Annotated in this window: 21 protein-coding genes; 12 read left to right on the plus strand and 9 right to left on the minus strand. The window is 65.3% G+C overall.

The genetic code is table 11. The features are described from left to right. Window positions 1-200: 200 nt before the first annotated feature. Window positions 201-1,157 carry a bifunctional enoyl-CoA hydratase/phosphate acetyltransferase gene (locus Q8M13_RS09820; protein ID WP_305299745.1) on the plus strand — a complete coding sequence of 319 codons (957 nt, stop codon included), beginning with the start codon at window positions 201-203 and terminating at the stop codon, window positions 1,155-1,157. Continuing rightward, a complete protein-coding gene (locus Q8M13_RS09825) occupies window positions 1,154-2,416 on the plus strand; it encodes an acetate/propionate family kinase (protein ID WP_305299746.1) in 1,263 nt (420 codons plus the stop codon). Before Q8M13_RS09820 ends, Q8M13_RS09825 begins: the two co-directional genes overlap by 4 nt. A 282-nt stretch (window positions 2,417-2,698) precedes the next feature. On the opposite strand, the gene Q8M13_RS09830 is transcribed toward Q8M13_RS09825, so the two are convergent. From Q8M13_RS09830 to Q8M13_RS21015, 8 genes are all read right to left on the minus strand, one after another. Next, the gene (locus Q8M13_RS09830) at window positions 2,699-2,965 is read right to left on the minus strand and encodes a DUF2171 domain-containing protein (RefSeq protein WP_305299748.1); all 267 of its coding nucleotides are present in this window, start codon (window positions 2,963-2,965) and stop codon (window positions 2,699-2,701) included. A 792-nt stretch (window positions 2,966-3,757) separates the two neighbouring features. Beyond that, entirely contained in the window at window positions 3,758-5,815 is a 2,058-nt protein-coding gene (locus Q8M13_RS09835) for an ATP-binding protein (protein ID WP_370870011.1), read from the minus strand. Between the two features lie 242 nt (window positions 5,816-6,057). Beyond that, the gene (locus tag Q8M13_RS09840) at window positions 6,058-6,315 is read right to left on the minus strand and encodes a DUF2188 domain-containing protein (protein WP_305299750.1); all 258 of its coding nucleotides are present in this window, start codon (window positions 6,313-6,315) and stop codon (window positions 6,058-6,060) included. 94 nt (window positions 6,316-6,409) lie between these two features. Beyond that, the gene (locus Q8M13_RS09845; protein ID WP_305299752.1) at window positions 6,410-6,733 is read right to left on the minus strand and encodes a hypothetical protein; all 324 of its coding nucleotides are present in this window, start codon (window positions 6,731-6,733) and stop codon (window positions 6,410-6,412) included. Window positions 6,734-6,889: 156 nt separating this feature from the next. Then, window positions 6,890-7,375 carry an Hsp20 family protein gene (locus tag Q8M13_RS09850; RefSeq protein ID WP_305299753.1) on the minus strand — a complete coding sequence of 162 codons (486 nt, stop codon included), beginning with the start codon at window positions 7,373-7,375 and terminating at the stop codon, window positions 6,890-6,892. 404 nt (window positions 7,376-7,779) lie between these two features. After that, the gene (locus Q8M13_RS21010; RefSeq protein ID WP_370870012.1) at window positions 7,780-8,415 is read right to left on the minus strand and encodes a DNA-3-methyladenine glycosylase; all 636 of its coding nucleotides are present in this window, start codon (window positions 8,413-8,415) and stop codon (window positions 7,780-7,782) included. A 208-nt stretch (window positions 8,416-8,623) separates the two neighbouring features. Continuing rightward, window positions 8,624-9,097 (minus strand): transcription elongation factor GreA, encoded by a 474-nt coding sequence (gene greA / locus Q8M13_RS09855; RefSeq protein ID WP_305299783.1) that lies wholly within the window; start codon window positions 9,095-9,097, stop codon window positions 8,624-8,626. A gap of 266 nt (window positions 9,098-9,363) precedes the next feature. Then, entirely contained in the window at window positions 9,364-9,858 is a 495-nt protein-coding gene (locus tag Q8M13_RS21015) for a UvrB/UvrC motif-containing protein (protein WP_370870014.1), read from the minus strand. Between Q8M13_RS21015 and Q8M13_RS09865 the strand changes: the two genes are divergently transcribed. The 10 genes from Q8M13_RS09865 (at window position 9,790) to Q8M13_RS09910 (ending at window position 24,451) form a co-directional block, all read left to right on the plus strand. After that, on the plus strand, window positions 9,790-9,972 hold the full coding sequence (locus tag Q8M13_RS09865) for a hypothetical protein (protein WP_305299755.1): 183 nt from the start codon (window positions 9,790-9,792) through the stop codon (window positions 9,970-9,972). The genes Q8M13_RS21015 and Q8M13_RS09865 overlap by 69 nt on opposite strands. A gap of 140 nt (window positions 9,973-10,112) precedes the next feature. Next, on the plus strand, window positions 10,113-10,820 hold the full coding sequence (locus Q8M13_RS09870) for a Crp/Fnr family transcriptional regulator (protein WP_305299757.1): 708 nt from the start codon (window positions 10,113-10,115) through the stop codon (window positions 10,818-10,820). Window positions 10,821-11,371: 551 nt separating this feature from the next. Further along, window positions 11,372-14,176, plus strand: a complete 2,805-nt coding sequence (gene cphA / locus Q8M13_RS09875; RefSeq protein WP_305299759.1) for a cyanophycin synthetase — start codon at window positions 11,372-11,374, stop codon at window positions 14,174-14,176. Beyond that, the gene (locus Q8M13_RS09880; RefSeq protein ID WP_305299760.1) at window positions 14,169-15,038 is read left to right on the plus strand and encodes an isoaspartyl peptidase/L-asparaginase family protein; all 870 of its coding nucleotides are present in this window, start codon (window positions 14,169-14,171) and stop codon (window positions 15,036-15,038) included. Before cphA ends, Q8M13_RS09880 begins: the two co-directional genes overlap by 8 nt. Further along, window positions 15,031-15,900, plus strand: a complete 870-nt coding sequence (locus Q8M13_RS09885) for a cyanophycinase (RefSeq protein WP_305299761.1) — start codon at window positions 15,031-15,033, stop codon at window positions 15,898-15,900. The genes Q8M13_RS09880 and Q8M13_RS09885 overlap by 8 nt, the downstream gene beginning before the upstream one ends. Continuing rightward, a complete protein-coding gene (locus Q8M13_RS09890; protein WP_305299762.1) occupies window positions 15,897-16,358 on the plus strand; it encodes a hypothetical protein in 462 nt (153 codons plus the stop codon). The genes Q8M13_RS09885 and Q8M13_RS09890 overlap by 4 nt, the downstream gene beginning before the upstream one ends. Before the next feature lie 187 nt (window positions 16,359-16,545). Continuing rightward, window positions 16,546-19,893 (plus strand): DEAD/DEAH box helicase, encoded by a 3,348-nt coding sequence (locus tag Q8M13_RS09895; RefSeq protein WP_305299763.1) that lies wholly within the window; start codon window positions 16,546-16,548, stop codon window positions 19,891-19,893. Between the two features lie 160 nt (window positions 19,894-20,053). Beyond that, window positions 20,054-21,181, plus strand: coding sequence for a PHB depolymerase family esterase (locus Q8M13_RS09900; RefSeq protein ID WP_305299765.1), 1,128 nt, complete (start codon window positions 20,054-20,056; stop codon window positions 21,179-21,181). A 642-nt stretch (window positions 21,182-21,823) separates the two neighbouring features. Further along, entirely contained in the window at window positions 21,824-23,266 is a 1,443-nt protein-coding gene (locus Q8M13_RS09905; protein ID WP_305299767.1) for an MFS transporter, read from the plus strand. Window positions 23,267-23,302: 36 nt separating this feature from the next. Next, window positions 23,303-24,451, plus strand: coding sequence for a CaiB/BaiF CoA-transferase family protein (locus Q8M13_RS09910; protein ID WP_305299768.1), 1,149 nt, complete (start codon window positions 23,303-23,305; stop codon window positions 24,449-24,451). A 14-nt stretch (window positions 24,452-24,465) separates the two neighbouring features. Here the strand turns inward: Q8M13_RS09910 and Q8M13_RS09915 are convergent, their stop codons facing one another. Continuing rightward, on the minus strand, window positions 24,466-25,563 hold the full coding sequence (locus tag Q8M13_RS09915) for a prolyl oligopeptidase family serine peptidase (RefSeq protein WP_305299770.1): 1,098 nt from the start codon (window positions 25,561-25,563) through the stop codon (window positions 24,466-24,468). Between the last annotated feature and the right edge of the window lies 1 nt (window position 25,564).

The following is a 25,564-nucleotide window of genomic DNA, read 5'->3' on the forward strand; positions in this document are numbered from 1 at the left end:
TTTGTACGCAACCCTCCCGACCAAAGACCCGCCGGCGTTGAGCGTGCTCAAGCGACGTGACGGAGCTGGGCGGACGGCGGACATGGCGTGCTTTTCGCTTAAGGCCCTAGCCACCTTCGTCAGCGCGGGCGATGATCTGATCGCGGCCACGCGGCGATCTGTTGCGCCCGGAACACTCAGTCGGGGAGCACGTAGCGATCGTGGAAAGTCCTGCCGGTCTCGACGTTTCCATTCCCGGAAGCCAGCTTCAGCGATTGATGCGCATGGCCGAGGCGCAGCCGCCGCTGGCGACAGCTGTCGTGCATCCGGTCGACGTGCTCTCGTTGACCGGCGCAGTCGAGGCGGCCAAGCGCGGGCTGATCACGCCCATCCTGATCGGGCCGAAAGCGAGGGTCGAGGCGGCTGCTCGAGACGCGGGCAGGGATATCTCCGCGTACCAACTCGTCGATGTCGAACATAGCCATCAGGCCGCCGAAACGGCTTGCGCGATGGCCGCCAGGGGGCAGGCCGCCGCCATTATGAAGGGCGCGCTGCATACCGACGAATTGCTGGAAGCGGTCGTAGCGCCAGGCTCGGGCCTGCGAACCGACCGCAGGATGAGCCACATCTTCGTGCTGGACGTGCCGACCTATCCACGACCGCTGCTGGTCAGCGACGCGGCGCTGAACATCTCGCCGGACCTCGCCGCCAAGCGAGACATCGTGCAGAACGCCATTGATCTGGCCCATGCGATGGGAACGCCGCTGCCCAAGGTGGCCATTCTCTCGGCGGTGGAAACCGTCAATCCCAAGATGATCTCGACCCTGGACGCGGCCGCCTTGTGCAAGATGGCCGATCGCGGACAGATCGTTGGCGGGCTGCTGGACGGCCCCCTGGCTTTCGACAACGCGGTGTCGCCGGAGGCGGCCAGGGCTAAGGGCATCGTCTCGCAGGTGGCGGGCGAGGCAGACATCCTGATCGTTCCCGACATCGAGTCCGGCAACATGTTGGCCAAGCAACTCTTCTATCTGTCGAACGCGCAGTCGGCGGGAATCGTCCTAGGCGCCCGCGTTCCGATCATGCTGACCAGCCGCTCCGACCCCGAGGCTTCACGTCTGGCGTCCTGTGCGCTCGCCATTCTGGTCACCCAGCACAAGCCGACCAAGTACCTGAGATGACAGCGGGCGGCATCCTGACCCTGAATGCTGGGTCTTCCAGCTTGAAGTTCGCGGTTTATGACGCGACCCCAGATCTGCCCCTCAAGCTGTCTGGACAGATTTCGGGATTGAACGGGCTCCCTCGGATGCGGGCCAGCACCGAGAGCGTCGTCCTCGCCGACGAACCGTGGGCGGGGCCAGCCGACCTCGACGCCGTGCTTGAGCGGCTCTTCGACTGGCTGGCGGTCCAGCGCCAGGCGGACGGCGTAATCGCCGTCGGGCACCGCATCGTTCACGGCGGCCTGGAATTTCGCGAACCGCGAACCCTGGACGAGGACGTTCTCGCCAAGCTCGAGGATTTGTCATCGCTAGCTCCGCTTCACCAGCCCTTCAATCTGAGCGGCGTGCGGATGGCGATGCGGCGTGTTCCGAACACGTTGCAGGTCGGAGTCTTCGACACCGCCTTTCATGCGGACCAGCCGGAGGCGGCGCGGCTCTATGGCCTGCCGCGGGATCTGATCGATGAAGGCGTGCTGGCCTACGGCTTTCACGGCCTGTCCTATGACTACATCGCCAGCGTCCTGCGCCAACGGGACGGGAAGCGGGCGGGGGGGCGGGCTATTGTTCTGCACCTTGGCAGCGGCGTCTCGCTCTGCGCCATGAACCAGGGGCGCAGCGTCGCCACGACCATGGGCTTTTCGGCGCTTGACGGTCCCCCGATGAGCACCCGCAGCGGCTCCATAGATCCCGGCGTCATCCTGTACCTGCTCCAGGCGAAAGGCATGAGCCCGGCTGCGGTGAGCGACCTGCTCTATCAACGCTCGGGCCTTCTCGGTCTCTCCGGGCTAAGCGGGGACATGGTGGCGCTGTTGGCCAGCCAGGCTGCGCATGCGAGGCAAGCGCTTGAGGTCTACGTCTACCGTATCGCACGCGAAATAGGCTCGCTGGCGGCGGCGTTGGGAGGGCTGGACACCTTGGTGTTCACCGCCGGTGTCGGCGAGAATGCGCCGGCGATCCGGGAGCGTATCGTGGCCTTCAGCGGCTGGCTCGGCGCTACGCTCGATCACGAGGCGAACTTGGCGGGAGCCGGCCGGATCGACTCAGGTGGCGGTGTCGAGATCCTGGTCGTTCCGACCGACGAACAGCTGGTGATCGCTCGAGGCGTCTACGAGCGACTTGGCTCCCGCAGCGAGCCCGAGGAAGCCTTCAGCTCAACAGGCGAGCCGGCTGCCGGTCGCCCTTCTCCATGGCGCGCTGTTAGGCCGGCCGCGCCGCGATGACCTTCAGGTAGGCCAAGATGTTCGGATAGGGCGGCAGCCGACAGCACGGGCTACGATCCGAGAGCGCAGCGCTCGCCGCCAGCCTCGTGGCGCTCGCGGTTCCTGACGGCGATCGCTGTGCGGACGGCGCCGCAAAGACTAGCGTCTACGACGCATTCCGGCCGCAACGGCACACGCCACACCCTCCCGATCTCGGGCCGCTTATCGGGCTAGGGTTCGCCTTGCTCGAGTGGCAGGCGCTGCGCAGATGACAGCGCCGCCACCACGCCTGTCACCCAGCCGCTATTCGTTTCGATCGGCGATCGCCCCGCCACCTTCTTCCTCTTCCAGCAGCGCGGCGTTGTCGGCATTGGCCGAGAGCCGGACCTGATTTCCTTCGACGGCGGCGACAAGGCCAGCGGAGAGAAAGTGATGGTGGTCGCCGTGGGAGCCGCTGTCCGCACGCGTCAGCTTGATCCGGTCACCCTCGACCTTGTCGACCGTGCCGAGGTGGACGCCATCGGCGCCGATGACTTCCATATGTTGCTTGATCGCCGAGAGGTCGGCCATGGCTCGCGCTCCTTCAGGTTATCTGGCTGAGGATGAACGGAGTGGAAGGCGCGGTGTTCCGAGAGCGGCTGGAACGCCCTCGGCGCAGTCTTCACGTTCTTGCTGGTAAGGCTTCTGACAGACGTGTCAGCCGCGGCAAGAGCGTGCGATCGGCGTCTACCAGCTGACCAGATCAGCTAAGCGGACCGGCGCGGTCCGGACCGTCGGCGCGGCGTCCGGTTGAATGACCAAGATGAGTTCGCGAAGCTCCGCGGCAAGCTCAGCCGCATAGAACGAGCTGTTGCGCGGCCCAGCGGAACGAATGAAATCGGCAAGAGTCTGGCGCTCACTCGGGCTGAACGCATGGCTGTCGGCAACGAGCACGAAGCGCGATACGGACCTCGTCCATCGGTCGAGAGCTCACGCGCACATCAGCTGCGCGGGCCCAAGCCGATCTCGCCATCTGGATACGCTTCACGGTCGCTCTCTTGTTTCACAGGTTGAGACCACGAAGCGTGCCCTGCTGCAATACACGGCCGGGTGGTCGAGGCAGCGTCCCCGGACCAAGCGAAGAACTGCTCTGACCGTTCCCGAAAAAGGGCCGGCGCCGAACGCTGCTAGGCCGGTTCCAGAGCCATTGCCGTGCTGCGGCGCCCGGCCGGAAGCCGCCGACGGGGTTAAGAAGCGTCCCCGCCAGGGGCGAAGCGGGCCTTGTGATCACAAAGCGGGGATGATCATAGCCGGCTCTGGCACGGCGCGATGACGACACTCTACGACCAGGTTTGCCGCGACGGGCCGTCTTCAATCAGCCCCTCAATGCGGCGATGCGACGTCCAGGCGTTCTACTTCTGCTGAGCCCGCGTCCAGCCTGCGGCCAAGCATGATGCTTTCCATAGCCGCGAATAGCTCTGGAACCTGAATGGGTTTGCAAACCACGCTGTCCATACCGGCTGCAATATAGGCCTCAGCCTGATGGGCTAATGCGTTTGCTGTGAGCGCGATGACCGGAGTGCGCGCGCGGCCTCCAGCAGCTTCCGCCGCGCGAATGGCAAGGGTGGCCTGAACGCCATCCATTTCTGGCATCTGTGCGTCCATGAGGATGAGGTCCCATACTTGGGCCTCCCACGCCTGAAGCGCCAGGCGGCCATTTTCGACAATCACCGGTTCGATGCCGATCTGGCCGAGGAGGGCGGCCAGCACCAATTGGTTTGTGCGATTGTCCTCGGCGGCCAGGACCCGCAAATTTCCGTAGCCTTGGCGGTCTGGGACGGAGCTCTGGTAGGGACTTTCCAACTTTTCAGAGCTTGGGCCGACGAACGGCAAGGGCAAGCGCACGATGAATTTCGCGCCCCGGCCTGGCGCGCTTTCGACACTGATATCGCCGCCCATCTTGGTCGCCAACTCACGGCTTATGGAAAGGCCAAGACCTGTCCCGCCGAAGCGCCGCGTCGTTGATGCGTCAGCCTGGGTGAAGGGCTGAAATAAACTCTCCTGACGCTCGAGCGGGATGCCTATCCCGGTGTCGGCGATCTCTATGTGAAGACCATCGCTCCGGCGGCGGAGGCTTAGCGCAACGCCGCCGCGTTCGGTGAACTTCAGGGCGTTGGAGATCAGGTTGTAAAGTATCTGGCGCACCCGCACCGGGTCCCCGCGATAGACGCCGGCAGCGCCTTCTGAGCGAAGGTCGAACGACAGGCCCTTGGCATTCGCCACCGCGCCAAACGTCGCCTGCGCCGCCGCGGTCAAGTCGATTAGATCGAACTCAACGGTCTCCAGCTCAAGTCTCCCAGCGGCGATCTTGGAGAGGTCCAGAACGTCGTTGACAATCGCCAGCAAGGTTTCGCCCGACTGCCGAATGATCTGCAGCCGCTCTGCCTGCGAGGCGGGCAGGTCCTCGTGCGCCATGACCTGGGCCATGCCCAGAATGCCGTTCAAGGGTGTGCGAATTTCATGGCTGACGGTCGCCAAGAACGTGCTCTTGGCGCTGTTCGCGGCTTCGGCGGCGTTGAGCGCCTCAAGGAGCGCCGCTTCGTTCTTCTTGTCCCGGTTTATGTTGCGGATCGCTCCAACGACGCGCGCCACCCGACCATCATCACCCCGCACAGCTTCCGCGGCGCTTTTGACCCATACATACGAGCCATCGGCGCGGGCTATCCGGTAGGTGGCGTTCAGAGGCGGCCCGCCGTCTAGGTGCGCGGCCCACAGGGCTTGAGCCGTCGGCCTGTCCCCAGGATGGACCCGGTTCCACATGGATAGCGCATCTCGATAGTCCTTGAACGGCGTGTGGCCCGGCGCGCCGTCCTCGCGCGCCTCCTGGCGGCTGTGATCAAGCTCCCAAACGTAGACCTGAGCGAGTTCGGTCGCGAGCTTCAGCCTCTGCTCGGAACGCGCGGTTTCCGCGAGGGCATCCGATAACAGGGCCGCCGTGCGTTCGCGCTCGGCCCCCACGACGACTTGCTTGAAGGCGTCGGCGAGCAAGTCTGCTAGTTCGCCGAGACGACGCAGCAACCGGTCGTCGCGCGGTCGCACACGCCGGTCGATCGCCGCCAAGACGCCGAGAACCGCGCCGTCGCTGACAATTGGCGTTCCGACGAAGCAACGGATATCTGGACTACCGGGAACCAGCTTATGCTGACGCGCGACGGAACAGGTCTCGAAGTCCTCGATCCACAGGGGCTCGCCGGTGAGCATGATGCGGCGGCTTGGGAACTGGGCGTTGTCGTCCCCCGCGAAGGGCACCATCCGAGCCTGGCGTTCACCTTCCTGCCAAATGATGTCGGCGTAAACCCCGTCGAACAGCGCTTGGGCAAGCCTGATGACCCGCTTTGCAGTGGGGCGGATGGCTTCCAGCGTTACATCGCGATCCTGCATCACCCCTGGGCTCCCCGATACTGCTTCCTCAACCTAGCCATGTGCGGCGTTAATGCACGACTACCTGGCGTTCCACTTTCTGCGATGCGTAGCTCGGCCAACTTCCGACAGCCCGGAGTGCGGGTTGGATTTCCCCTCCGCCCAAGCAAGGGCGATTCCGACCCTCCTCGGCACTCGAACAACGGACTGCTCTCCTCCCAGCGCGCCCGAACGCTGACGAATACCGGGAGTTTCTGCCGCGGCTAGGCCGGTTCCAGCACCACCGACGTGCCGCGGTGCTCGGCCGGAGGCGCCGCCGGGGTGAAGAAGCGTCCCCCGAGCGTCCCATCCCGCAAATGAATGCGGACCTCAGAGGGAATGCCAACCTTCGCCAGACGATGGGCCAGGTGACGAGCTGCTTGTTCGGCCGCACGCCCGCTGCGGAAAACCAGATCGTTGTCGATCTGCTCGCCCCGGACCGTCCACCCTTGTCCAAGGGGCCGCACATCGATGATGCGCATGTTGTCGTGCTCCAAGTAGCCCGCTTTCCACCGCCGCCCCGGGCGCCAATGCCGCGGCTGATCACACGCGATGAGAGACGCCGCCTGAGAGTTGCTAGTGAGTACGCTTGTCATGACCGGCTTCCATCGAGTCCAGCCGTTTCAGCGCCGCCAACACCTCGTGCAACGGGACCGGTTCGATGGTGCCCAACAGCCATCTGAGGCGTGGCTCGTCCTGCACCGCCGATGCATCGGACGCCCAAGATGAGAGGATTTCTCGTTTGTCGCGGAACGTGAGGTGAGGGTCCTTCACCACATCATCGGGGTTTTGAAAGCACACGGCAGGACGAACGCCACGTTCGAGCGCGGTCCTGAGATCCCAGGGTGGGCGGACGCCCTGCGGACCAAAGATCTGTTCTGTCGTCGCCAGTCGCATCATCTTCTCTCCTGTAATCTCCTTTCACAATCGCTCCGTGACTCTCAGACGGCGAGCCAGGCGCGCTATTCTCGGGGTTGGGATCAGTTGTCGCCCACGCGTTCACGCTGAGAGGCGAGTCTCGTCGCCTAAGAGGGCCAATCGCTTACGCCGCCGCTGTTAGGCGGCTGGACGCTCTGTCTGGTCCTTGTTGATCTGGCGCATGTTCGGCCAAGCCGGGGGCGCCAGGATCTCGATGCGCCGAGGCTTCAGCGCCTCAGGCGCTTGGCGAGGGAGATCAATGGCCAGGACGCCGTTGTCACAGCTTGCGGACCTCACGACGACATAGTCGGCCAGTTCGAACCTTCGCTCGAAGTCACGCGAGGCGATGGCGCGATGCAGGTAGGTGCTCGCGCTGTGATCGGCTTTGGCCTTGCGGCCGACGACGACCAGACGGTTCGCCTGCGCCGCCATTTCGAACTCATCGGCGCCAAAGCCTGCGGCGGCCAAGGTGATGCGATAGCCGTCGTCACCAGTCTTCTCGACGTCGTAGGGCGGGTAGCTGCGGTCGCCTTCGCTTCTCATCACGCTGTCGATGAGCTCCGCGACCCGGTCGACGCTGATCATCGACCGGTAGAGGGGCGAGAAGTCATATGCCGTGCTCATTTCCATCTCCTCAGAACGAGCAAGGTGGACCCGAGAGGCGCCCGGAAGCGCGGGCGCCCCCTGGATGTCGTCGAGCCCTCGCGGCGCTCGACGACGAAGAGATTAGGAAGGCCGACAACAGCTTCAAGAAGCTCGTTTGCAGATTTCTTCGCCGCGCCCGAAGCGTAGCTCGGGACGCCGCTAGACCCCGCCCACTCAAGGATGGGCGAGGCCCGCGCTGAGCTTAGCTCTGGCGTCGTCGCCGCCCGCTGGGGGGCATTGAACGGCGACGCGCGGCACTCAACACCGGTGCACTGCGAGGCGTCCAACCACAGATGATTTGCTTGACGCCATGTTTCTGCGGATCGCCGCTCGGCGGAACCCGGGTGTCGCGGCGACCGGAGAGGTCCTTGAGGCGCGATGGGCTATGCGGGGTGATCCTGAGATCGGAGCGCGCCCGATCCATCTGTGCGTGAAACGGGCGGAAAAGGGCGGCTCAAGAACTTCGAACCTAGGAGCCCGAAACGCCAGGGTTTATCGATCGCCTTCCTTATACCGATCCTCGGACCGGCGACGACTTCGCCAACCGGCGGCGCGGGAAGGAAGCTGAAAGGCTCCATAGTGAGGGACATCCCATTGTGAGCCGCGGTGACGCCAAGAGCCTGACACAGCCGCCCCGGCCCAGCGCAAAGGCGAAGCGGATTGTCAGACCCTCGGCGCGCGCTCATCACATCTAAGCCTGCGGTCGGCTCCAGCGCCCTGATCAGGACCGCCGCTCCAGGCTGGACGCCTCCAACAAGATTAAGGCACCAGTGCATCCCGTAGATGCGGTAGACATAGGCTCTACCTGGTGGTCCGTACATCGGCTGGTTTCGCGCCGTAAGTCCTCTGAAGCTGTGCGACGCCGGATCAGCGGGCTCATAGGCCTCAGTCTCGACGATCCGCCCGCCGACACCATCCACAAAGATCGAGCAACCCACCAGCGCTCGCGCGAGCCCAGTGATCTCCTGAGCGAAAAATGGCGCTTCCGCCTCCCGCGTGATCGTCTGGTTGCTGCTCACACGCGAGCCTACCGCGGCTCAGCCGTCGCCGCTTCCTGCATTTTCGCGGCCTTCAGTCCCAAGGCTACGGTCGCGATCTGGTCGACCGGCGACCCCGGAGTGGATGTCTGTTTTAATCTAGAAAGCCATTTCGGCTCTTGGGGCATCGGAGACGTCAGAGGGTCGACCGTTTGTAGTTCATCTAGGTTCGGAGCGCCTCCTTAGCGAATCAAATCCACTCCACCTTCGTGACCTCGTAGGCTTTCAAGCCGCCGGGACTTGTCACCTCGACGAGGTCACCGCTCTCCTTGCCGATCATCGCGCGGGCGATGGGGGAGGTGATCGAAACGCGTCCCGCCTTCACATCTGCCTCATGCTCACCCACGATCTGGTAGCGGGCCTGTTCCTCTGTATCTTGGTCGATCACGGAGACGGTCGCGCCGAACTTGATCCGGGTTCCGGAAAGCTTCGTAACGTCAATGACCTGCGCGCGCGCGATCATGTCGCCGATCTGAACAATTTGTCCTTCGATCCACCCCTGCCGATCCTTTGCGGCATGGTACTCGGCGTTCTCCTTCAGGTCGCCGTGGAGGCGCGCCTCCCCGATAGCGACGGTTACGGCAGGGCGCTCGATCGTCTTAAGCCGCTTCAAGTCTTCATCCAGGGCGCGATAGCCCTGAAACGTCATGGGCACCTTATCCATGGCCATTGGTGACTCGCGTTCGCTCTGGAGGAAGTTTGGAGAAACTCGGACGGGAGGCGCAGACGTCCCTGCGGGGTAGGGGTCGTGGTCAGCGGCTTGAGTATTTAGTCGATGGCCTTAGCTAGCATACGATCAGCCCGAACGTCTGTTCTACGCACAGATGTAAACTTCCGCTCTGGCGCCCCGCCGAAATTCTTCGGCGCTTCGGACATGTTGCCCTGAAGCGGACTTGGCGAGCGGACGGGGAGGGTGGCGCATTCAGGCGTTCAGCGCTTCCGGCTTCTTGCCGGTTTATGGGCCTTTGTCATCGGATCGGGGCGCTTGGGCGGCTTCCACCCCGGAGGAGGAGATACGGCCTGCTCGCTCGTCCCGAGGCCCATTCGGCCAGGAGCCTGGCGGCGTAGGCGCGAGGTGTCCAAGTCCTGGTGTGTTGCTCCGTCTGGATTGCCTCGTAGCAGGCTGATCTGATCGCGCAGCCGAGCTCCTTCTTCGAAGTCGAAGGCGGCGACCGCCGCTTCCATCCGGCGTCGCAAGTTTTCAAGCTCGCGGTTCATCCGCAACCAACGCGTCAAGAGCCCCTCAGGATCGGATACGGAGGACGGAATTTCAGTGGGCGCTGCTCGCAGGGCGTGAGCCGCCATGGCAGCGTGGGGGGTAGCTTCCGTCTCCGCACGGAGCCATTCTCGTGACCTATGAGTAAGCGCTACGACATCAGAGAGGATTACGCCGGCTGGACGGTGTTCGACATCTTCACTGGCCATCCCGTCGTGATCATGGAGGTCGCGCAAGTGGGCTTGGAGATTCAGGATGCCCTCGATCTCGCTGACTTGCTCGAGCGCACAGCCCTGAAAGGTGATCGGCGTCTGCACCAGTAAGATGGTGACGGCGCCGGGAGGGGTGTCCCTCTGAAACCCACAATGCGGGACGCGCTGTCAGTCGAGCGACGTCATCGTGAAACCAGACCCGCGCAGATGCGTTGCCGCCGCCATCGGTGCAATGATGGGAGGGTCTGAACGTGCCCGCTAATCGCTTTCTTGAATCTCTCACGCCCGCGGACGCCGCCTTGCTGATGCCCAACCTGCGTCGCCGGACCCTCGAGCGCGACGCGGTCCTTGCGCAAGAAGGCCAAGCCCTTGAGCGCATCTATCTACCGGTGAACGCCATTTTGTCGGTGATCGCCGTGATGCAGGACGGACGGCAGGTCGAGACACGCACCATTGGCTTCGAAAGCGGCTACGGCCTGCTTCACGCCCTGGGATCTCCGCTCTCGTATGAGCGCGTCATCACCCAGGTGCCCGGCGACGTCTACGACATCCCCCTGATCGCCCTTTCGGCCGCGGCGCGCACGAGTCCCGCCCTGGTTCAGCACATTGTTAGTTTTGCTCAAGCGAGCTTGATCCAATCGGCTCAGACCACCGCATGCAACGCGCTTCACGACACCGAGCAACGCTTGTGTCGCTGGCTGCTGATGACGCGCGATCGCCTTGGCAGCGAGGTGCTCCCGCTCACCCAGGAGCACCTCTCCATCATGCTCGGCGTGCAGCGCACCACGGTGACCGCCATCGCCAGCCAGCTGCAAGCGCGCGGTGTGATCGCCTACTCTCGAGGGAAGATCCGTCTCACCGATATCAGCGCCGCCTCGGCCATCGCCTGCGAATGCTACGCAGCGATCGAGAAGGGCGTTGAGGTGATGGTCGGCGCGCGCGAAGGTGAAATGGCCTGACGCCATGGGCGCTTGCCCCTGACCGACGCCGCGCGCTTGAGGCCACCTGGAGGGTCGCTATAAGCGAACCTATCACCGGACGTCGCCCGTCTAGGTTTCGAACGGCCTGATCGGCTTCGCGGACGTCACACGCCTCTGGCCGCCGGCATGGCGATGGTCAGCGGCAATACCGGCGAGCACCAGGAGCGCCAGATCGAAGCTGCGGCGATCGCCAGACCTTGGAGCACCGCGCCGACCGCTTGAGTCCGGGCTGAAGCAGTCGAGGCCTGGACGCGGCGGCCTGGCGTTCTGCCCCACGGCTGGCCGTCGATCCGCGGCCCGTCCCTTCTGGCCGAGTACTGCGCCACAGAGTTCTCAGCGCCCGCCTGCGCCGCCCTTGAGTGTGTCGCGCTCATAGCGTTCGGGGCCGACGAAAGTGATCAGGGTACGCGCGCCGTTAAGTCGGAACTCCGACGTAAGAGATTGTCTGTAAACATTTTTTGCGGCTGGGCTTCAAATTTCGGAACCTCGGTTCTGCACTCTCGTTCCGGCCTCACACTGGAGGGCGCGACATGCCATACGACGTTCCATCGGCCGCTGGCGAAGCTGAGGCGGCGCTCGACTCCGATGTGGCGGAGACCTCCGTTCAGGCCGGCCGCGGGTCGCCGATGGCGATCCGTGAGACCAGCGTCTATCGGGGTCCCAATTTCTTCAGTCGCCTCCCGATGATCCGCATCCAGGTCGACCTTGGGGCGCTTGAAGCCTATCCGAGCGACACCCTGCCTGGGTTTGTAGAGCGGCTGTTGAACGACCTTCCGGGCTTGGCCTTGCATGGCTGCAGCAATCGCCACGCGGGCGGCTTTGCACGACGCCTTCACGATGGCACTTGGCTGGGCCATGTCGCCGAGCACGTGGCGCTCGAACTTCAGGTCTTGGCTGGTCATGCGACCACGCGAGGAAAGACCAGGTCCGTGAGAGGAAAGCCCGGCGTCTACAACATCCTCTATGCCTATGAGCAGGAGGAGGTCGGGCTGATGGCAGGTCAGTACGCCCTCCGATGGCTGGATAGCCTTCTGCCGCCAGATCTGTCTGGTTTGCACGGCCTGAGGATCCTCGACCGCAACGCCGCGCCCGGCCCGATCTCCCTTGAGACTGCGGTGGCTGAGCTGCGCAGCCTCGCGCGCAAGCACGCTCTTGGGCCAACGACCCAGGCCCTGGTGGACGCCGCCAAGCGGCGTGGAATCCCGGTGGCCAGGCTCGACGAGCAGAGCTTCATCCAACTCGGCCAGGGCAGCCGCCAACGTCGGTTGCGCGCCAGCATCACCAGTCAGACCTCGCACATCGCCGTCCAGACGGCCGGTGACAAGGCCTTGACCAAGACCCTCCTGGCTGCGGCGGGCCTGCCGACTCCGCGCGGCGTCGTGGTTGGCGCAGCCGACGAGGCGGTCGCTGCGGCGGCCAAGCTGGGCTGGCCCGTGGTGACCAAGCCCCTGGACGGCAACCATGGCCGCGGGGTGAGCACCGCCCTGGGCTCGGACGCCGAAGTTCGGTGGGGGTTCGCCCAAGCCGCTGAGCATGGTCGCAGAGTTGTGGTCGAGCAGATGCTGCCCGGCCGCGACCACCGCTTTCTCGTGGTGGACGGCAAGGTCGTCGCGATCGCCGAACGGACGCCCGCCAGCGTCGTGGGAGACGGGCGAGGATCCATCCAGGAGTTGGTCGCCCTGACCAATCTTGATCCGCGGCGGGGGAAAGGCCACGAGGCGGTCATGACCCGGATCGTCATCGACGATCACGTTCGCGACCGCCTTCAGCGCTCCGGCCTGACCCTTACCTCGGTTCCCAACCCGGGGCAGGTGGTTGAACTGCGGGCGACCGCAAACCTGTCGACAGGCGGCGTCGCAGCCGATCGGACGGCCGAGGCCCATCCTGACAATGTCGCCATCGCCGAGCAGGCGGCTCTTGTTATCGGCCTCGACGTCGCGGGTGTCGACTTCATGATCCCCGACGTCGCCCGGTCTGTCCGGGAGACCGGCGGGGGCATCGTCGAGGTCAACGCCGCACCGGGATTTCGCATGCATCTGGAGCCCTCAGAGGGGCAAGGGCGCGATGTCGCCGAGCCGGTTATCGCAAGTCTCTACCCGCGCGGCTCGGCCGCGCGCATCCCGATCTTCGCGGTCACGGGCACGAACGGCAAATCCACCACCACCCGCATGGTGGCGAGCATCCTACGCGCCCAAGGCCTGAACGTCGGCTGCGCCAGCACCACGGGGGTCTACCTCAATGACCAGCTGGTCTACGCGGCCGACGCCAGCGGCCCGAAGAGCGCGCGCATGCTCTTGAGAAACCCCAAGGTCGACGCCGCCGTGCTCGAGGTCGCCCGCGGCGGGATCCTGCGCGAAGGGCTCGGCTTCGATATCTGTGACGTCGGCGCGGTGCTCAACATCACCGCCGATCATCTGGGTCTGAAGGGCGTGGTGACGCTCGAGGATCTGGCCGCCGTGAAGTCGGTCGTAGTCGAAAACGTCCGGCGCCGCGGCCACAGCGTGCTCAACGCCGATGATCCCTTGACCTTGCGCATGCGGCGTCGCTCGGGCGGCGCGCTGGTCTTGTTCTCCATGCATGGAGGCGGCGACATGTCCGAGGCCGTCCGAACCCATATCGACGCCGGCGGCATGGCGGTCGTTCGTGAGCCTGGGCGGCGGGGAGGGCGGCTGGTCGTCCACCGCCATGGTCAAAGGTCGGACCTGATGGCGGCCGACGAGGTTCCAGCGACGGTCGGCGGCACGGCGGGCTTCAACATACAGAACGCGCTGGCCGCCGCGGCCATGACCCTGGCCCATGGCGTGGCGCCTTCGATCGTCGTCGAGGGGCTGTCGACTTTCACCTCAAGCTTTGAGCAGAACCCTGGCCGCCTCAATCTGTACGACGGCCATCCCTTCCGGGTGATCCTCGACTACGCTCATAACCCAGCCAGTCTCGCGGCGCTGTCGGAGATGATCAAGGCGATGGCGCCAGCCCACGGCAGGCTGATCGGCATGGTCAGCATCCCGGGTGATCGGCGCAATGAAGACATCCTTGAAATGGGGCGCATAGCCGCGGGCACCTTCGACGAACTGGTGTTTCGTGAAGCGCCCGACGGCCGAGGCCGCGCGACAGGCGAAGTCATCAGTCTGCTGACCGACGGGGCCATCGCCGCCGGCGCCAGCGCCGAGCATGTTCAGCGGATCATCGACGAGAAGGTCGCCGCGGACACCTGCCTGAAAATGGCTCGCCCGGGCGACCTGGTGGTGCTTCTACCCACCGATATCGGCGGCGTCTGGAACCAGGTGGTCGGATTCACGCCCGAGGGCGCGATCTGCGGGTCCTCCGATGTCTGAGCGATGGGCCATCATCCTTCATGGCGGCGCTCGCAAGATCGAACCCGAGGACGCGCAGGACAATCGGCGTGGCTGCATGGCCGCGCTTGAAATCGGTCACGGCCTCCTGTCGGCCGGAGGCGAGGCGATCGACGCTGTCGAAGCCGTCGTGCGCCAACTAGAGGCGGACGTCACCTTCAACGCCGGCTACGGCGCGGTGCTCAACGCCGAGGGCGTTGCGCAGCTCGACGCGGCGATCATGACTGGAGCGGACTTGGCGGTGGGGGCGGTAGCTGCACTGGAGGGCGTGCGCCATCCGGTGAGCGTGGCGCGCCGGATGCTCGCCGAGACCGATGGCCTGCTCGTTGCGGGCGGCGCCCGGGCCTTCGCCGCCCGGCATGGCTTATTGGACAACGAAACGGGGGGCGAACCGCGCGCGCTCTCCCGCGCGAGCGGAGACACCGTCGGATGCGTGGTGCTCGACCGATCCGGCCACATGGCTGTCGGGCTCTCAACCGGCGGCTTGTCCGGCAAGTCGCCTGGGCGAGTTGGCGATACGCCTTTGCCGGGCTGCGGCTTCTATGTCGATGACCAGGTCGGCGGGGTGGCCCTTTCAGGCGACGGCGAAGCCATCACCCGCACCTTGCTCGCCGCGCGCGTCATGGCCGCGCTCGAGTGCGGCACGCCTCAAAACGCCGCAGCCCGCGCCATGGCCCATCTTGACCGGGTCGGCGGCGAGGCTGGCGTGATCGCCCTCGACCCGCGGGGATGGATGGGCTGGGCCCACACCAGCCCCCACTTCGCCATGGGTCTTGCTTCCCACCAGCTATCCCCCCGCGTAGCCCTCCATCAATCGGAATTGAAAGACCTGCTCCATGCCTGAGCCCGGGCCTCTGATCATCATCGGCGGACATGAGGACAAGGAGGGTAAGCGACTGATCCTGAAGGAGGTCGCCAACCGCGTGCGTCACGGCAAGTTGGTGATCGCGACAGTCGCCTCCCAGGAGCCGGACGGCTACTTCGACGCCTATCGGCGCGCCTTCAAAGGGCTGGGCGTCGGCGAACTCGTCGAGCTCTATGTGCGCAATCGCGCTGAGACCCTGGGCGACGACGCCCTCGCGGTGCTGGACGGCGCGGCTGGAGTCTTCTTCACCGGGGGCGACCAACTGCGCATTTCAAGCCAGATCGGCGACACCCCCGTCGAGCGACGGATCCGCGAAATCCATGCCGCCGGCGGGCTCATCGCCGGTACGTCGGCCGGAGCTTCGGTGATGAGCGACACCATGCTGGTGGGCGGCGCCAGCGGGGAAAGCCATCGGATCGGTGATCTCCATATCGCCGCCGGGATGAGCCTGATCCGCGGCGTGATCATCGACCAACACTTCGCCGAACGCGGGCGGATCGGACGCCTGCTGGGCGCCGTGGCGCAAAATCCGCGGGTGCTTGGCATCGGCATCGATGAGGACACCGCGATCGTGGTCGAGGGCGGCCGGTTCCGCGTCGTCGGCCGCGCTGGCGTCTATGTGGTGGATGGGGCGGGGGTCACCCAGTCCAACATCGCCGAAGCCAAGCCAGATCGCGCGCTCTCGATCTACGACGTGCGCATGCACGTCCTGGCTCACGGCGACTGTTTCGAGCTCGCCGGACGCCGCGCCAGCGGCTGCTTGACCGCAGGGACCAGCGATGCGCTGCGCCGAGAGGCGAACGGCGTGAACGCCGGCCAGGTCGCGGAAGTCCAGTCTTGATCCCCCAAACTGTCGTGTTGACTGATGGGTTTCATACCCCCCGCACCCCCTATCGGGAGCAGTGGCTGACCCACGTCGCCGTCCTGCTCCGCGCGTGGTTTTCTCAACGCGGCTACGAAATCCCGCTCCGCATTCGTCTCGGGGTCGGGGCGCTGTCAAACGCTCGGCGGACCCTTGGTGTTTGCCATGCCTATCCGGACCGCGATGGCTTCCGTCACATCACCATATCGCCGTTCATCGATGATCCCGTGCTGGTGTCGGCGACCCTGGTCCACGAGCTGATCCACGCCCTGTTGCCTGCAGACGAAATCCACGGCCGCCGCTTCACCGCGGCCGCCCAAGCGCTCGGCCTCGAAGCGCCATGGACCGGCGTGACCCCGGGGGTGGAACTGGCCGAGAACCTCCGCCGTATCGTGCGCCAGGTCGGCCCCTATCCGCACCGGGCCTTAGCGGCATGATCGATTTGCGACCATGTGTTCGAGGCCCGCGACCAAGATGGTGTTGATCCTTTCAATTGGGATGCAACCGCCCTGGTCGCCGCGCCTTGAGCGGTGGGGCGCTCATCGCCGCCCCTGTCAGCGGCGCCTGGGCGAAGAAAAACCGCGACCGCTGTCGCCACGACCGTTCCAGTTTTGAGGTGCACTGATGGCGAAGATCCCAGCTCCTGCGCCGCCCCCCGCCGTGATCGGCGGCAGGGCGCTGACGGCGGGTCCGGCGTCGATGGCGCAAGCCTCGTCCGCCGGCCAGTCGCCGGCCGCCGCGGTGGCCGCGTCTCTCGCCAGCCAGCTTGGGGCGGGTGAGCCGACCTACATCCATCTAGCCTCCAGTGAACGGCGGGCCGAGGAGATCGCCCGCGCACTCTCTGGCATGGCGCCGTCAGCCCAGGTTCTGACGTTGCCCGCCTGGGATTGCCTGCCCTACGATCGGGCCTCGCCGTCGCGGGACGTCATGGGGCGCAGGATGCGGGTGCTGGAGCAGCTTGCGCGGCGGCCCGACCTGCCTCGCTTTCTCATCACGTCGCCCGAAGCCATCCTGCAGCGACTTCCCCCGGCCGCAGCACTGGCGCAGGGGTTCCTTGATCTCGCCGCGGGCGAGCGCCTGGACCGTGACGGGTTGAGCCGCTACGCAGCGCGTACGGGCTATGTCTTCGACGACCGCATCGACGAACCTGGGGAAATCGCGATCCTCGGTGAGGTCGTGGATATCTTTCCCGCCGAGGCGGACCAGCCGGTTCGAGTTGTGCTCGGCGAAGACGACGTGATCACCGAGATCCGTCTCTACGACCCCTTGAGCCAGCGCTCTGAAGCGGTCTTGACGTCCCTGTCCATCGGCCCGGCGAGCGAACTGATCTGGCCCGCGCAGGTGAACGACGACGTCGCCGCCATGCACGCGCCGGGGATCGAACATCAGCTCTCTCAGCACTACGAGGCGTTGGTGACGCTTTGGGACCTGCTTCCCAAGACCTCGCGGTTGTCACGGGACCCAAAGGCCGCAGAGCGCCTAGCGCAGGTCGAGGCGCAGATCCTCGAAGCCCATGAGTCCCAACGCGCGTTCGCTGGCTATGACGGTGCGCCATCGCCGCCTGCCGGCCTCTACGCGCTGGGCCAGGAGTTGAGAGGCGGGCTTGCGACCTGGGTGGCCAATGACCTCGATCTCGACGCCATTGTGGCCACCCCGCGGCTCGCCGCCGCCCGCAATCCGGGCCGGGCCTTTTGCGACCTCGTGGAACGCCAGCAAGCAGCGGGGCATCGCGTGATCCTCACAGGTCTGGCCCATGAGCAACGCGCGCTCGCCAAGGCGTTGGCTCGCGGCCTCGATCTCAAACCAGACCCCGTCGCTGACTGGTCCGCCGGCCTTGCGCGAGCGCCCGGCGACGTTGCGTCTGTAGAGATCGACCTCGAGGCGGGCTTCTTCGACGATCCTCACGCCCTGACGGTGATCGCCGCGAGCGACGTCCTGGGAGGGCGACTTGCGGCGCGAAAGTCGACGAGCGCCGCCGATCTCATCGCCGACCCCGACTTGCGGATCGGCGATGTCATCCTCCATGAGGATCATGGCGTGGGTGTGCTGCGCGATCTCGTCGAAGTCGACATCGACGGCGTAGCCAGAGACGCGCTGCAGCTTGAGTATCGAGGCGGCGTCAGCTTGCTCGCGCCGATCACGGAGATCGGGCGCATCTGGCGCTACGGCGCCGAGGCGAGCGCCGTCACCCTCGACCGTCTCGATGGCCCGGGCTGGGCTAAGCGCCGCGCCGAGGTCAGTCGGCAGGTGGAGGACACCGCACAAGGACTGGTGGCCTTGGCGCGAGCGCGCGACGCCGCGCGATGCGCGCGGCTGATCCCGCCCAAGGCGGCCTACGCGAAGTTCACGGCGCGCTTCCCTTATCCGGAGACCCCCGACCAGTCCGCGGCGATCGCCGCCGTGCTGGAGGACCTCGCGTCTGGCCGCCCGATGGATCGGTTGATTTGTGGCGACGTGGGCTTTGGCAAGACCGAGGTGGCGCTGAGGGCGGCCGCCGCGGTGGCGTTGAGCGGGCGGCAGGTAGCCTTGGCCGCGCCGACGACGATCTTGGCGCGGCAGCATGTGGAAACCTTCCGGCGACGGTTCGCAGGGACCGGCCTGGAGGTCGCGCACCTGTCGCGGCTAGTGACGACAGCCGAGGCCGCCGAGGTGCGCGCGGCGCTCGCCAGCGGTCATGTCCAGATCGTGATCGGGACGCATGCCCTCGCCAGCGCCGAGGTGAGCTTCGCCGATCTCGGGCTGATGATCATCGACGAAGAGCAAAAGTTCGGGGCGGCCTTGAAGGACGAGCTGCGCGCCAGGGCCAGGGAAGGCCATCGGCTCGCCCTCACCGCCACCCCGATCCCGCGGACCCTGCAGGGCGCGATAGTGGGTGTCCAGGATGTCAGCGTGATCGCCAGCCCGCCTGCGCGGCGCCGTCCGATCCGCACCTTCTTGGCGCCGTTCGATCCGGCGACCCTGCGCACCGCGCTGCTGCGGGAGAAGCGGCGCAATGGACAAAGCTTCTTTGTGACGCCGCGGATCGAAGACATCGGGCCCCTTGAAGCGCGGCTCACCGAGCTCGTCCCGGAACTCAGCGTGCGCGTGGCTCACGGCGAGTTGGCGGCCGAGGTGGTCGATGACGCGATGGTCGGTTTTGCCGACGGGGAGGGCGATGTCCTCCTGGCCACCAACATCATCGAAAGCGGCCTGGACGTGCCCAGGGCCAACACCATGTTCGTCTGGCGCCCCGATCGGTTCGGGCTTGCGCAGCTCCATCAGTTGCGGGGTCGGGTCGGACGTGGCCGTACTCAAGGGGTCGCCTATCTCCTCACCGATCCCGCCGAGGAACTGACCGACGCAACGCGGGCGCGACTATCGACCTTGGAGGCGTTTGACCGCCTGGGCTCGGGCCTGGCGATCAGTGCGCGTGACCTCGACCTCCGGGGCGGCGGCGATCTCGTGGGCGAAGAGCAGGCTGGCCACGTCAAGATGATCGGAGCGGCGCTCTATCAACGTTTGCTCGATCGCACCGTCAGGCTGGCGCGCGGCGAGCACGTGCCCGACGAGACCGCCCCGACGCTGGAGCTCGGGGAGGTCGGCGCCATCCCCGTCGACTATGTCCCGGACGCCGTCACTCGGATCAATCTGTACGCCAGGCTTTCACGCTTGGCCGGCGCGGTGGAGATCGATCGGTTCGAAGAAGAGCTTGAGGACCGCTTTGGTCCGCCGCCCCTTGAAACTAGCGCGCTTCTTGCGCTCGCTCGGCTTCAGCGGCTGGCGGCCGCCGCTGGCGTCCGGGACGTTCGCGCCGGGCCCAAGGGCATCGCCTTCTCCCTGGCGCCGCACGCAGCGAAAGCGGCGCATTCCAGATTGCGAGGCGCCGCCAACCTAGCCCTGAAATCCGATCGGTTGATCGTCAGCACTTCCACCGAACCGGGTCGCGTCCGGGTCGCCCTGGTCGAGCGACTGCTGACCGAGCTCGCGTCCTAAGCCACAATAGGCGGCAGCTTCACGAATGGGCCGGTCACGACTTCGCCAGTTAGGCGGCGTCCTGCCGGAGCCGGCGCGCGTCTATCGCGGCCGCCAAGGCAACGCATGCTGCACTGCAGCATTACGCTCTTTGCCGATGTTCGGCTTGAAAGGGCGCCCCATGCGTGGACTAGCTGAGACAATCGCTGAATTGGGTCAGCGCGGCAAAACGAGGACGCGGGTATCGCGGGGCGGAGAGGGCGCCGAACTGATCGAGGTGAAGGGATTTGGTTTCAATCCCGGAGCGCTCAAGATGCTCAGCTATGTCCCGCAACGCCTTGCTCCAGGCGCCGCCCTGGTCGTCGTACTGCACGGCTGCACTCAGCAGGCGACTGCATACGCCAGCGACGCGGGATGGATCACCCTGGCGGAACGCTTTGGTTTTGCGCTCCTTGCTCCAGAGCAGAACAGCGCCAACAATCCCAACCGCTGCTTCAACTGGTTTGAGCCCGGCGACATCTCCCGTGATTTGGGCGAGGCCGCCTCTATCCAGTCTATGGTCAAGCATATGGTGCGGGCCCACGACCTCGATTGCGATCGGGTCTTCGTCACCGGCCTCTCGGCCGGCGGCGCAATGACCGCAGTCATGCTCTCGGTTTATCCTGAGACCTTCGCCGCGGGGGCTGTCGTGGCCGGGCTTCCGTTCGGCATGGCCAACAATGTGCAGGAAGCTTTTGCGGCCATGCAGGGGCGGCGGGCCGGAACCGCTCTGGGAAGCTTGGTCGATCAAGCCGCTCCGACGCCGCGGCGCAAGCCTCGTCTGGCGATATGGCATGGCCAAGCCGATGGAACCGTCGCCTCCAGCAACGCCCAGGCTTTGGCCCTGCAGTGGACCCAATATCACCAGCTTCCTCAGCAGCCCGGCGAAGTTCACACGCGCGGGGGGTGGTCCCGTTCGGTCTGGCGGGCCGAGGACGGCCAGGCGGTCGTCGAGATGAACCTGCTCTCAGGTCTGGGCCACGGCACGCCGCTTGCGGCAGGCGGAGATGACCCTATCGGCGAGGTTGCGCCATTCATGCTTGAGGCGGGCGTCTCGTCATCGTTGGAGATTGCACGCTTTTGGGGTCTTGCTCCGAGCGAGCCCGCGTCACAATCGGAGCTTTGGCGCGAGGTTGGCGATGGGCCTGAGCAAGCCCGTGCGGCCGGCGGCCTGGGCCAGAGCATCATGGCCTCGGTCGCCCCGCACGTTCCAGCCAACATCCAGCGGGTGATCAGCACGGCTTTAACGTCTGCTGGTCTGATGCGCTGACAGCTGCATTTGCTCTCGATTGGGAATAAGCCAGAGGTCATCACGAGCGGCGCATGGGGCGGGGCCAAGTCTTGGCCTGCTCGACTTGACCGGGCAAGCCGGAACGGGCTGCTCGGGCTCATGGAATTGGCAGTGATCGAACTCTGTTTGAGCCAGTGACCCTACAGCTCAGGCGATCAAAGCCCAGGCGGAGTTCTGCTAGACGCTGGCGTGTCCTACGAACTCGAAACGTCGCGAGCTCGCGGCTGGATGGCGGATGCAGCCGCCCAACCCAGTGGCGGCGGCCCCAGCAGGCTTCTTCGCGGCTCGCCGCTTTTGCAGGGTCCAGACGTGCTCGAAGCGCCGGGGCTCGCAGCTCAGAAGTCGGTGCTGGAAATGCTCCGCCTGGCGTCTCCGGCCTGACTTACGCGGTCTCTACGGTTTGCCGGTCGTTTGAGGCACGACGTTTTGTGGCAACGGCGGCGGTCAACCGTGCCCGTGGGCAGGGGTTCCAAGCCAATAAGGCATAATTGGGCAACGGGTCGGTTTTTGAATGTTACAAAAAGGCTATGTGATAAGGATCATTTGGGGACTTAGAATCAAAATTTGACCTATTGGTATTTTTCAAAGGTTGGTAGCCTGAAGAATATCCAGGGGGGAAATATGGCCAGGAATCCGCAAGTCCGCAGCAAGAGTGTGATGGACAAGGTGGGGTACGGCGTCGGAGCCGTCGCCTTCGGGGTCAAAGACAATGGCTTCGGAACGCTCCTGATCCTCTTCTACAATCAGGCGCTCGGGCTCCCAGCCAGTACGGTCGGACTGGCCGTGATGATCTCGCTGGTGGTCGACGCGGTGATGGACCCGATGATCGGGCATATCTCCGACAACTGGCGTTCCAAATGGGGTCGGCGTCACCCGTTCATGTACGCCTCGATCATCCCGACCAGCATCGGTTTCTTCCTGCTCTGGAACCCGCCGGAGAGCTTTTCCAACGCCCAGCTGTTCACCTATCTGGTCCTGCTCTCGATCACCGTGCGGTTCTCGATCTCGATGTTCGAGATCCCCAGCGCTTCCCTGGTGGTCGAACTGGCCGAGGACTACGACGAGCGTACCAGTCTGTTGAGCTACCGCTCGTTCTTCGGATGGGTTGCAGGCCTTACAATGTCGATCGCCGCATTCAGCGTGTTCCTGCGCCCAACCGAAACCTACAAGGTCGGCACACTCAATCCCGAGGGCTATGCGACCTACGGCCTGGTCTCGGCGATCATTATGGCCGCGGCGATGCTAATCTCATCGCTGGCCACGCATAAACACATCAAGACCTTCAAACCGACCCCGCCGTCGCGCGGGCTGCGCGCCGGTGAAGCGATGCGCGAAATCTTCGCGGCGCTGTCGCACAATCCCTATCTGATCATGGTCGCGGTCACGGTGCTGGGCGCGATGGCCGGCGGCCTGGCCAGTTCGATGCTGGTCTATTTCCGACTATTCTTCTGGGGCCTGACCAACGATCAGATCTCGATCATCGTGGCCGGCAATTTCGGGTCGGTCGCGGTCGCGGTCTATCTAGCCAACCGGTTGTCGCGATCGATCGGCAAGAAGGCTGGGGCCGGCCTGATGCTGTTCCTGGCCATGACTGTCAATCCCGCGCTCTACATGCTGCGGGTGATCGACGTGCTGCCACCCAACGGATCGAACGCCTTGCTGGTGATCCTCATCGGGGCGAGCTTCTTCAACACCGTCTTCACCGTGGTTGGAACGATCCTGACGGGCTCGATGATGGCGGACGTCGTCGAGGACGCCCAGGTGAAGACCGGCCGCCAGACCCCCGGCCTCTATTTCGCCGCCAACAGCTTCGCCCTGCAATGCGTGTCGGGCGCTGGCATCATCTTGGCGACCACCATCATCGACCTCGCCGGCTTCCCGGTCGGAGCAAGGCCCGGCGAGGTCCCTCAGGAAACGCTGAACCGACTGGCGATTTACGAAGTGCCGATCCTGGTCGGCATCTACTCCTGCGCGCTGTTGTGCATCATGCTCTATCCGATCACCCGCGAGCGCCACGCGGCGAACCTGGAGAGGCTCGCCGCCAAACCAGGGCCCGCCGAGTAGAGCGAGCCAAGCCATCAACATTGAAGGGAGACTTCCATGCTGCTCGAAGGCTTGAAGGTGGTCGAAATGTCGACTTGGGTGGCGGGGCCCGGATGCGCGGCGATCATGGCCGATTGGGGCGCGGACGTGATCAAGATCGAAAGCGCCACGGGCGATCCGACCCGCGGCTTCTTTCCCGACACCCCGGAAAGTCCCGGCAATCCGGTCTTCACGATGGAGAACCGTGGCAAGCGCAGCGTGGTTCTCAACACCGCCTCGGCTGACGGACGTCAGCAGCTCCTGGCGCTGCTGGAGAGCGCTGATGTCTTCATCACCAATCTGCGGCCTGGCGCATTGGTTCGAGCCGGCCTCGACTATGCGGCGGTGCAGCCCCGAGCGCCCCGCCTGATCTACGCCAGCATCACCGGCTGCGGGCTGGAGGGAGAGGAGGCCGATCTACCGGCTTTCGACATCACCGCCTTCTGGTCAAAGAGCGGCGTGGCCTGGGCGACCATTCCGCCCGATCAGGAGCCGTTTCCATGCAGGCCGGGTTTCGGCGATCACACCACGGCGCTGGCCACGCTCTCGGCCGTTCTGGCGGCGGTGCATGAGCGCGCGGAGACCGGACGCGGCCGGCTGGTGGAGACCAGCCTCCTGCGCACCGCGACCTACGCCATCGGTTGGGACCTCTCGATTCAGCTTCGCTACGGGCAGGTTCAGGCCGCTCAGCCGCGCGATGCGCGACCCAGTCCGATTTCCGGCTATTTTCGCACCCGAGACGATCGATGGATCTGCGTCGTGCCGCGCGGGCCTGGTTGCTTCCCGGCGATTATGGGGTTGATCGGGCGGCCGGACGTCCTGACAGACCCAAGGTTCGCTGCCCTAGCCGGCGACCTGGATCTGGTGAGGGAAGTTCGTGCGATGGTCGACGCGGCGTTCGCCTGCCTCACCCTGCAGGAGGCTGGAGCTTTGCTCACGCGCGCCGACCTTATCTGGGCGCCGATGGCGACGCTGGAGGACGTGGCTGCCGCTCCGCAGTCGCATGCGGCCGGGTGCTTTGTGAAGGTCGGGGACGGCTGGCAAGGCGCGTTTGCATCGCCGGCGGCGCCGGCGCGCTTCCCCGAAGGCGCGCCGCACGTCGGACGTGCGGCGCCTAGGCTCGGAGAGCATACTCAGGAGGTCCTGCGCGAGGTCGGCCTTAGCTGACCGCGCGCAGTCATCTAGGACGGATAGAGATCGTCGAAGCGGCCGACCTTGCAGCTGTAGCCTTCGGGCGGCGTCGTCAGCTTGAACTTGCCGGGATCGGACCCCTTGGGATGGGAGGCCATCAGGGTCAAAGCCCAAAGGTTGAAGTCCTGGGTGTTCACTTGCGGCCACATATGGCCGTGGGTCGCCTTGCAGGCGACGTGGACGACGTTCTTTTTGGAGCTGAAGTAGTTCGATCCCGCCTGGGTGCTCGGCCGATAGTCGGCGCAAAGGGTCGGCCCGCAGCGCCAGATGTCCATCTCGCCGCCCCAGACCGTAATCACGATCATTGAGCCAAGCTCATCCCTGAGCGGGAAGGGAGCGACCCGGCCCTGGTGGATCTTGGCGGGCGCATCGATCACCGCCTGGCGGGCGGCGTCGAAGCTGAGCGCCGAGCCGTCATCATTGCTGACGTACCACTCGCCGGAGATCGGCATTCCGCCGGCCCAGAAATCCGAGCGGAAGGTGAGAGCGCGGTTGGTCATCGTGCCGCCCGACGATATCCCGCCGATATAGAGGCGCTTGGCGTCGAGCGGGTACTTCGTACCCACGCACTTGATCATGGCTTCGAAGAACGTCGAATCCGGACCCTGGTCGTTCTTCCACGACGCGCCGGCTTCCCCCGGCGCGCGCCCCTCGCGCCAGGGCGCCCAGTTCCAACCGTCCTTGCCGACGCCGTTGCAGGCGCCGCCGCCGAGGTTCGGATCTTGGTTCGCGCACTGCCGCACGGGGCCGATGACCGTGAAGCCCTTGTCCGCCATCAAGGCGTTGGCGCCGCTGCGCGGAACATTGAGGTTGGCGTTGGTGGATTCCACCGTCCCGGTGAGCGGCACCCAGACCGGCGCAGGTCCCGTCACACCCTTGGCCGGATGCACGAAGAAGGCGCGCTTTTCCCCGGCATGGGGGAAGTCGATATTGAGGCCTTCCTTGACCTGGTAGCCGTCAGGACAGCCCCACGCGATAGCGGGCGACTTGGCCGGATTTGCCGGAGCGGCAGCCTCGGGCGTCGCCGCGCAGCCGTTGAGCAGGGCGAGCAGCGCGCTCGCGGCCGCGGTCTTTAGGATCGTTTTCATC

This window comes from Phenylobacterium sp., assembly GCF_030681155.1.
Lineage (GTDB): Bacteria > Pseudomonadota > Alphaproteobacteria > Caulobacterales > Caulobacteraceae > Phenylobacterium.

What these genes read in the sequence shown, in the direction of transcription:
- Q8M13_RS09825 (WP_305299746.1), top strand. Translation starts at nt 1,154, where the DNA reads ATGACAGCGGGCGGCATCCTGACCCTGAATGCTGGGTCTTCCAGCTTG.
- Q8M13_RS09830 (WP_305299748.1), bottom strand. Translation starts at nt 2,965, where the DNA reads ATGGCCGACCTCTCGGCGATCAAGCAACATATGGAAGTCATCGGCGCC.
- Q8M13_RS09835 (WP_370870011.1), bottom strand. Translation starts at nt 5,815, where the DNA reads ATGCAGGATCGCGATGTAACGCTGGAAGCCATCCGCCCCACTGCAAAG.
- Q8M13_RS09840 (WP_305299750.1), bottom strand. Translation starts at nt 6,315, where the DNA reads ATGCGCATCATCGATGTGCGGCCCCTTGGACAAGGGTGGACGGTCCGG.
- Q8M13_RS09845 (WP_305299752.1), bottom strand. Translation starts at nt 6,733, where the DNA reads ATGATGCGACTGGCGACGACAGAACAGATCTTTGGTCCGCAGGGCGTC.
- Q8M13_RS09850 (WP_305299753.1), bottom strand. Translation starts at nt 7,375, where the DNA reads ATGAGCACGGCATATGACTTCTCGCCCCTCTACCGGTCGATGATCAGC.
- greA (WP_305299783.1), bottom strand. Translation starts at nt 9,097, where the DNA reads ATGGATAAGGTGCCCATGACGTTTCAGGGCTATCGCGCCCTGGATGAA.
- Q8M13_RS09865 (WP_305299755.1), top strand. Translation starts at nt 9,790, where the DNA reads ATGAGTAAGCGCTACGACATCAGAGAGGATTACGCCGGCTGGACGGTG.
- Q8M13_RS21015 (WP_370870014.1), bottom strand. Translation starts at nt 9,858, where the DNA reads ATGGCCAGTGAAGATGTCGAACACCGTCCAGCCGGCGTAATCCTCTCT.
- cphA (WP_305299759.1), top strand. Translation starts at nt 11,372, where the DNA reads ATGCCATACGACGTTCCATCGGCCGCTGGCGAAGCTGAGGCGGCGCTC.
- Q8M13_RS09880 (WP_305299760.1), top strand. Translation starts at nt 14,169, where the DNA reads ATGTCTGAGCGATGGGCCATCATCCTTCATGGCGGCGCTCGCAAGATC.
- Q8M13_RS09885 (WP_305299761.1), top strand. Translation starts at nt 15,031, where the DNA reads ATGCCTGAGCCCGGGCCTCTGATCATCATCGGCGGACATGAGGACAAG.
- Q8M13_RS09895 (WP_305299763.1), top strand. Translation starts at nt 16,546, where the DNA reads ATGGCGAAGATCCCAGCTCCTGCGCCGCCCCCCGCCGTGATCGGCGGC.
- Q8M13_RS09900 (WP_305299765.1), top strand. Translation starts at nt 20,054, where the DNA reads ATGCGTGGACTAGCTGAGACAATCGCTGAATTGGGTCAGCGCGGCAAA.
- Q8M13_RS09905 (WP_305299767.1), top strand. Translation starts at nt 21,824, where the DNA reads ATGGCCAGGAATCCGCAAGTCCGCAGCAAGAGTGTGATGGACAAGGTG.
- Q8M13_RS09910 (WP_305299768.1), top strand. Translation starts at nt 23,303, where the DNA reads ATGCTGCTCGAAGGCTTGAAGGTGGTCGAAATGTCGACTTGGGTGGCG.
- Q8M13_RS09915 (WP_305299770.1), bottom strand. Translation starts at nt 25,563, where the DNA reads ATGAAAACGATCCTAAAGACCGCGGCCGCGAGCGCGCTGCTCGCCCTG.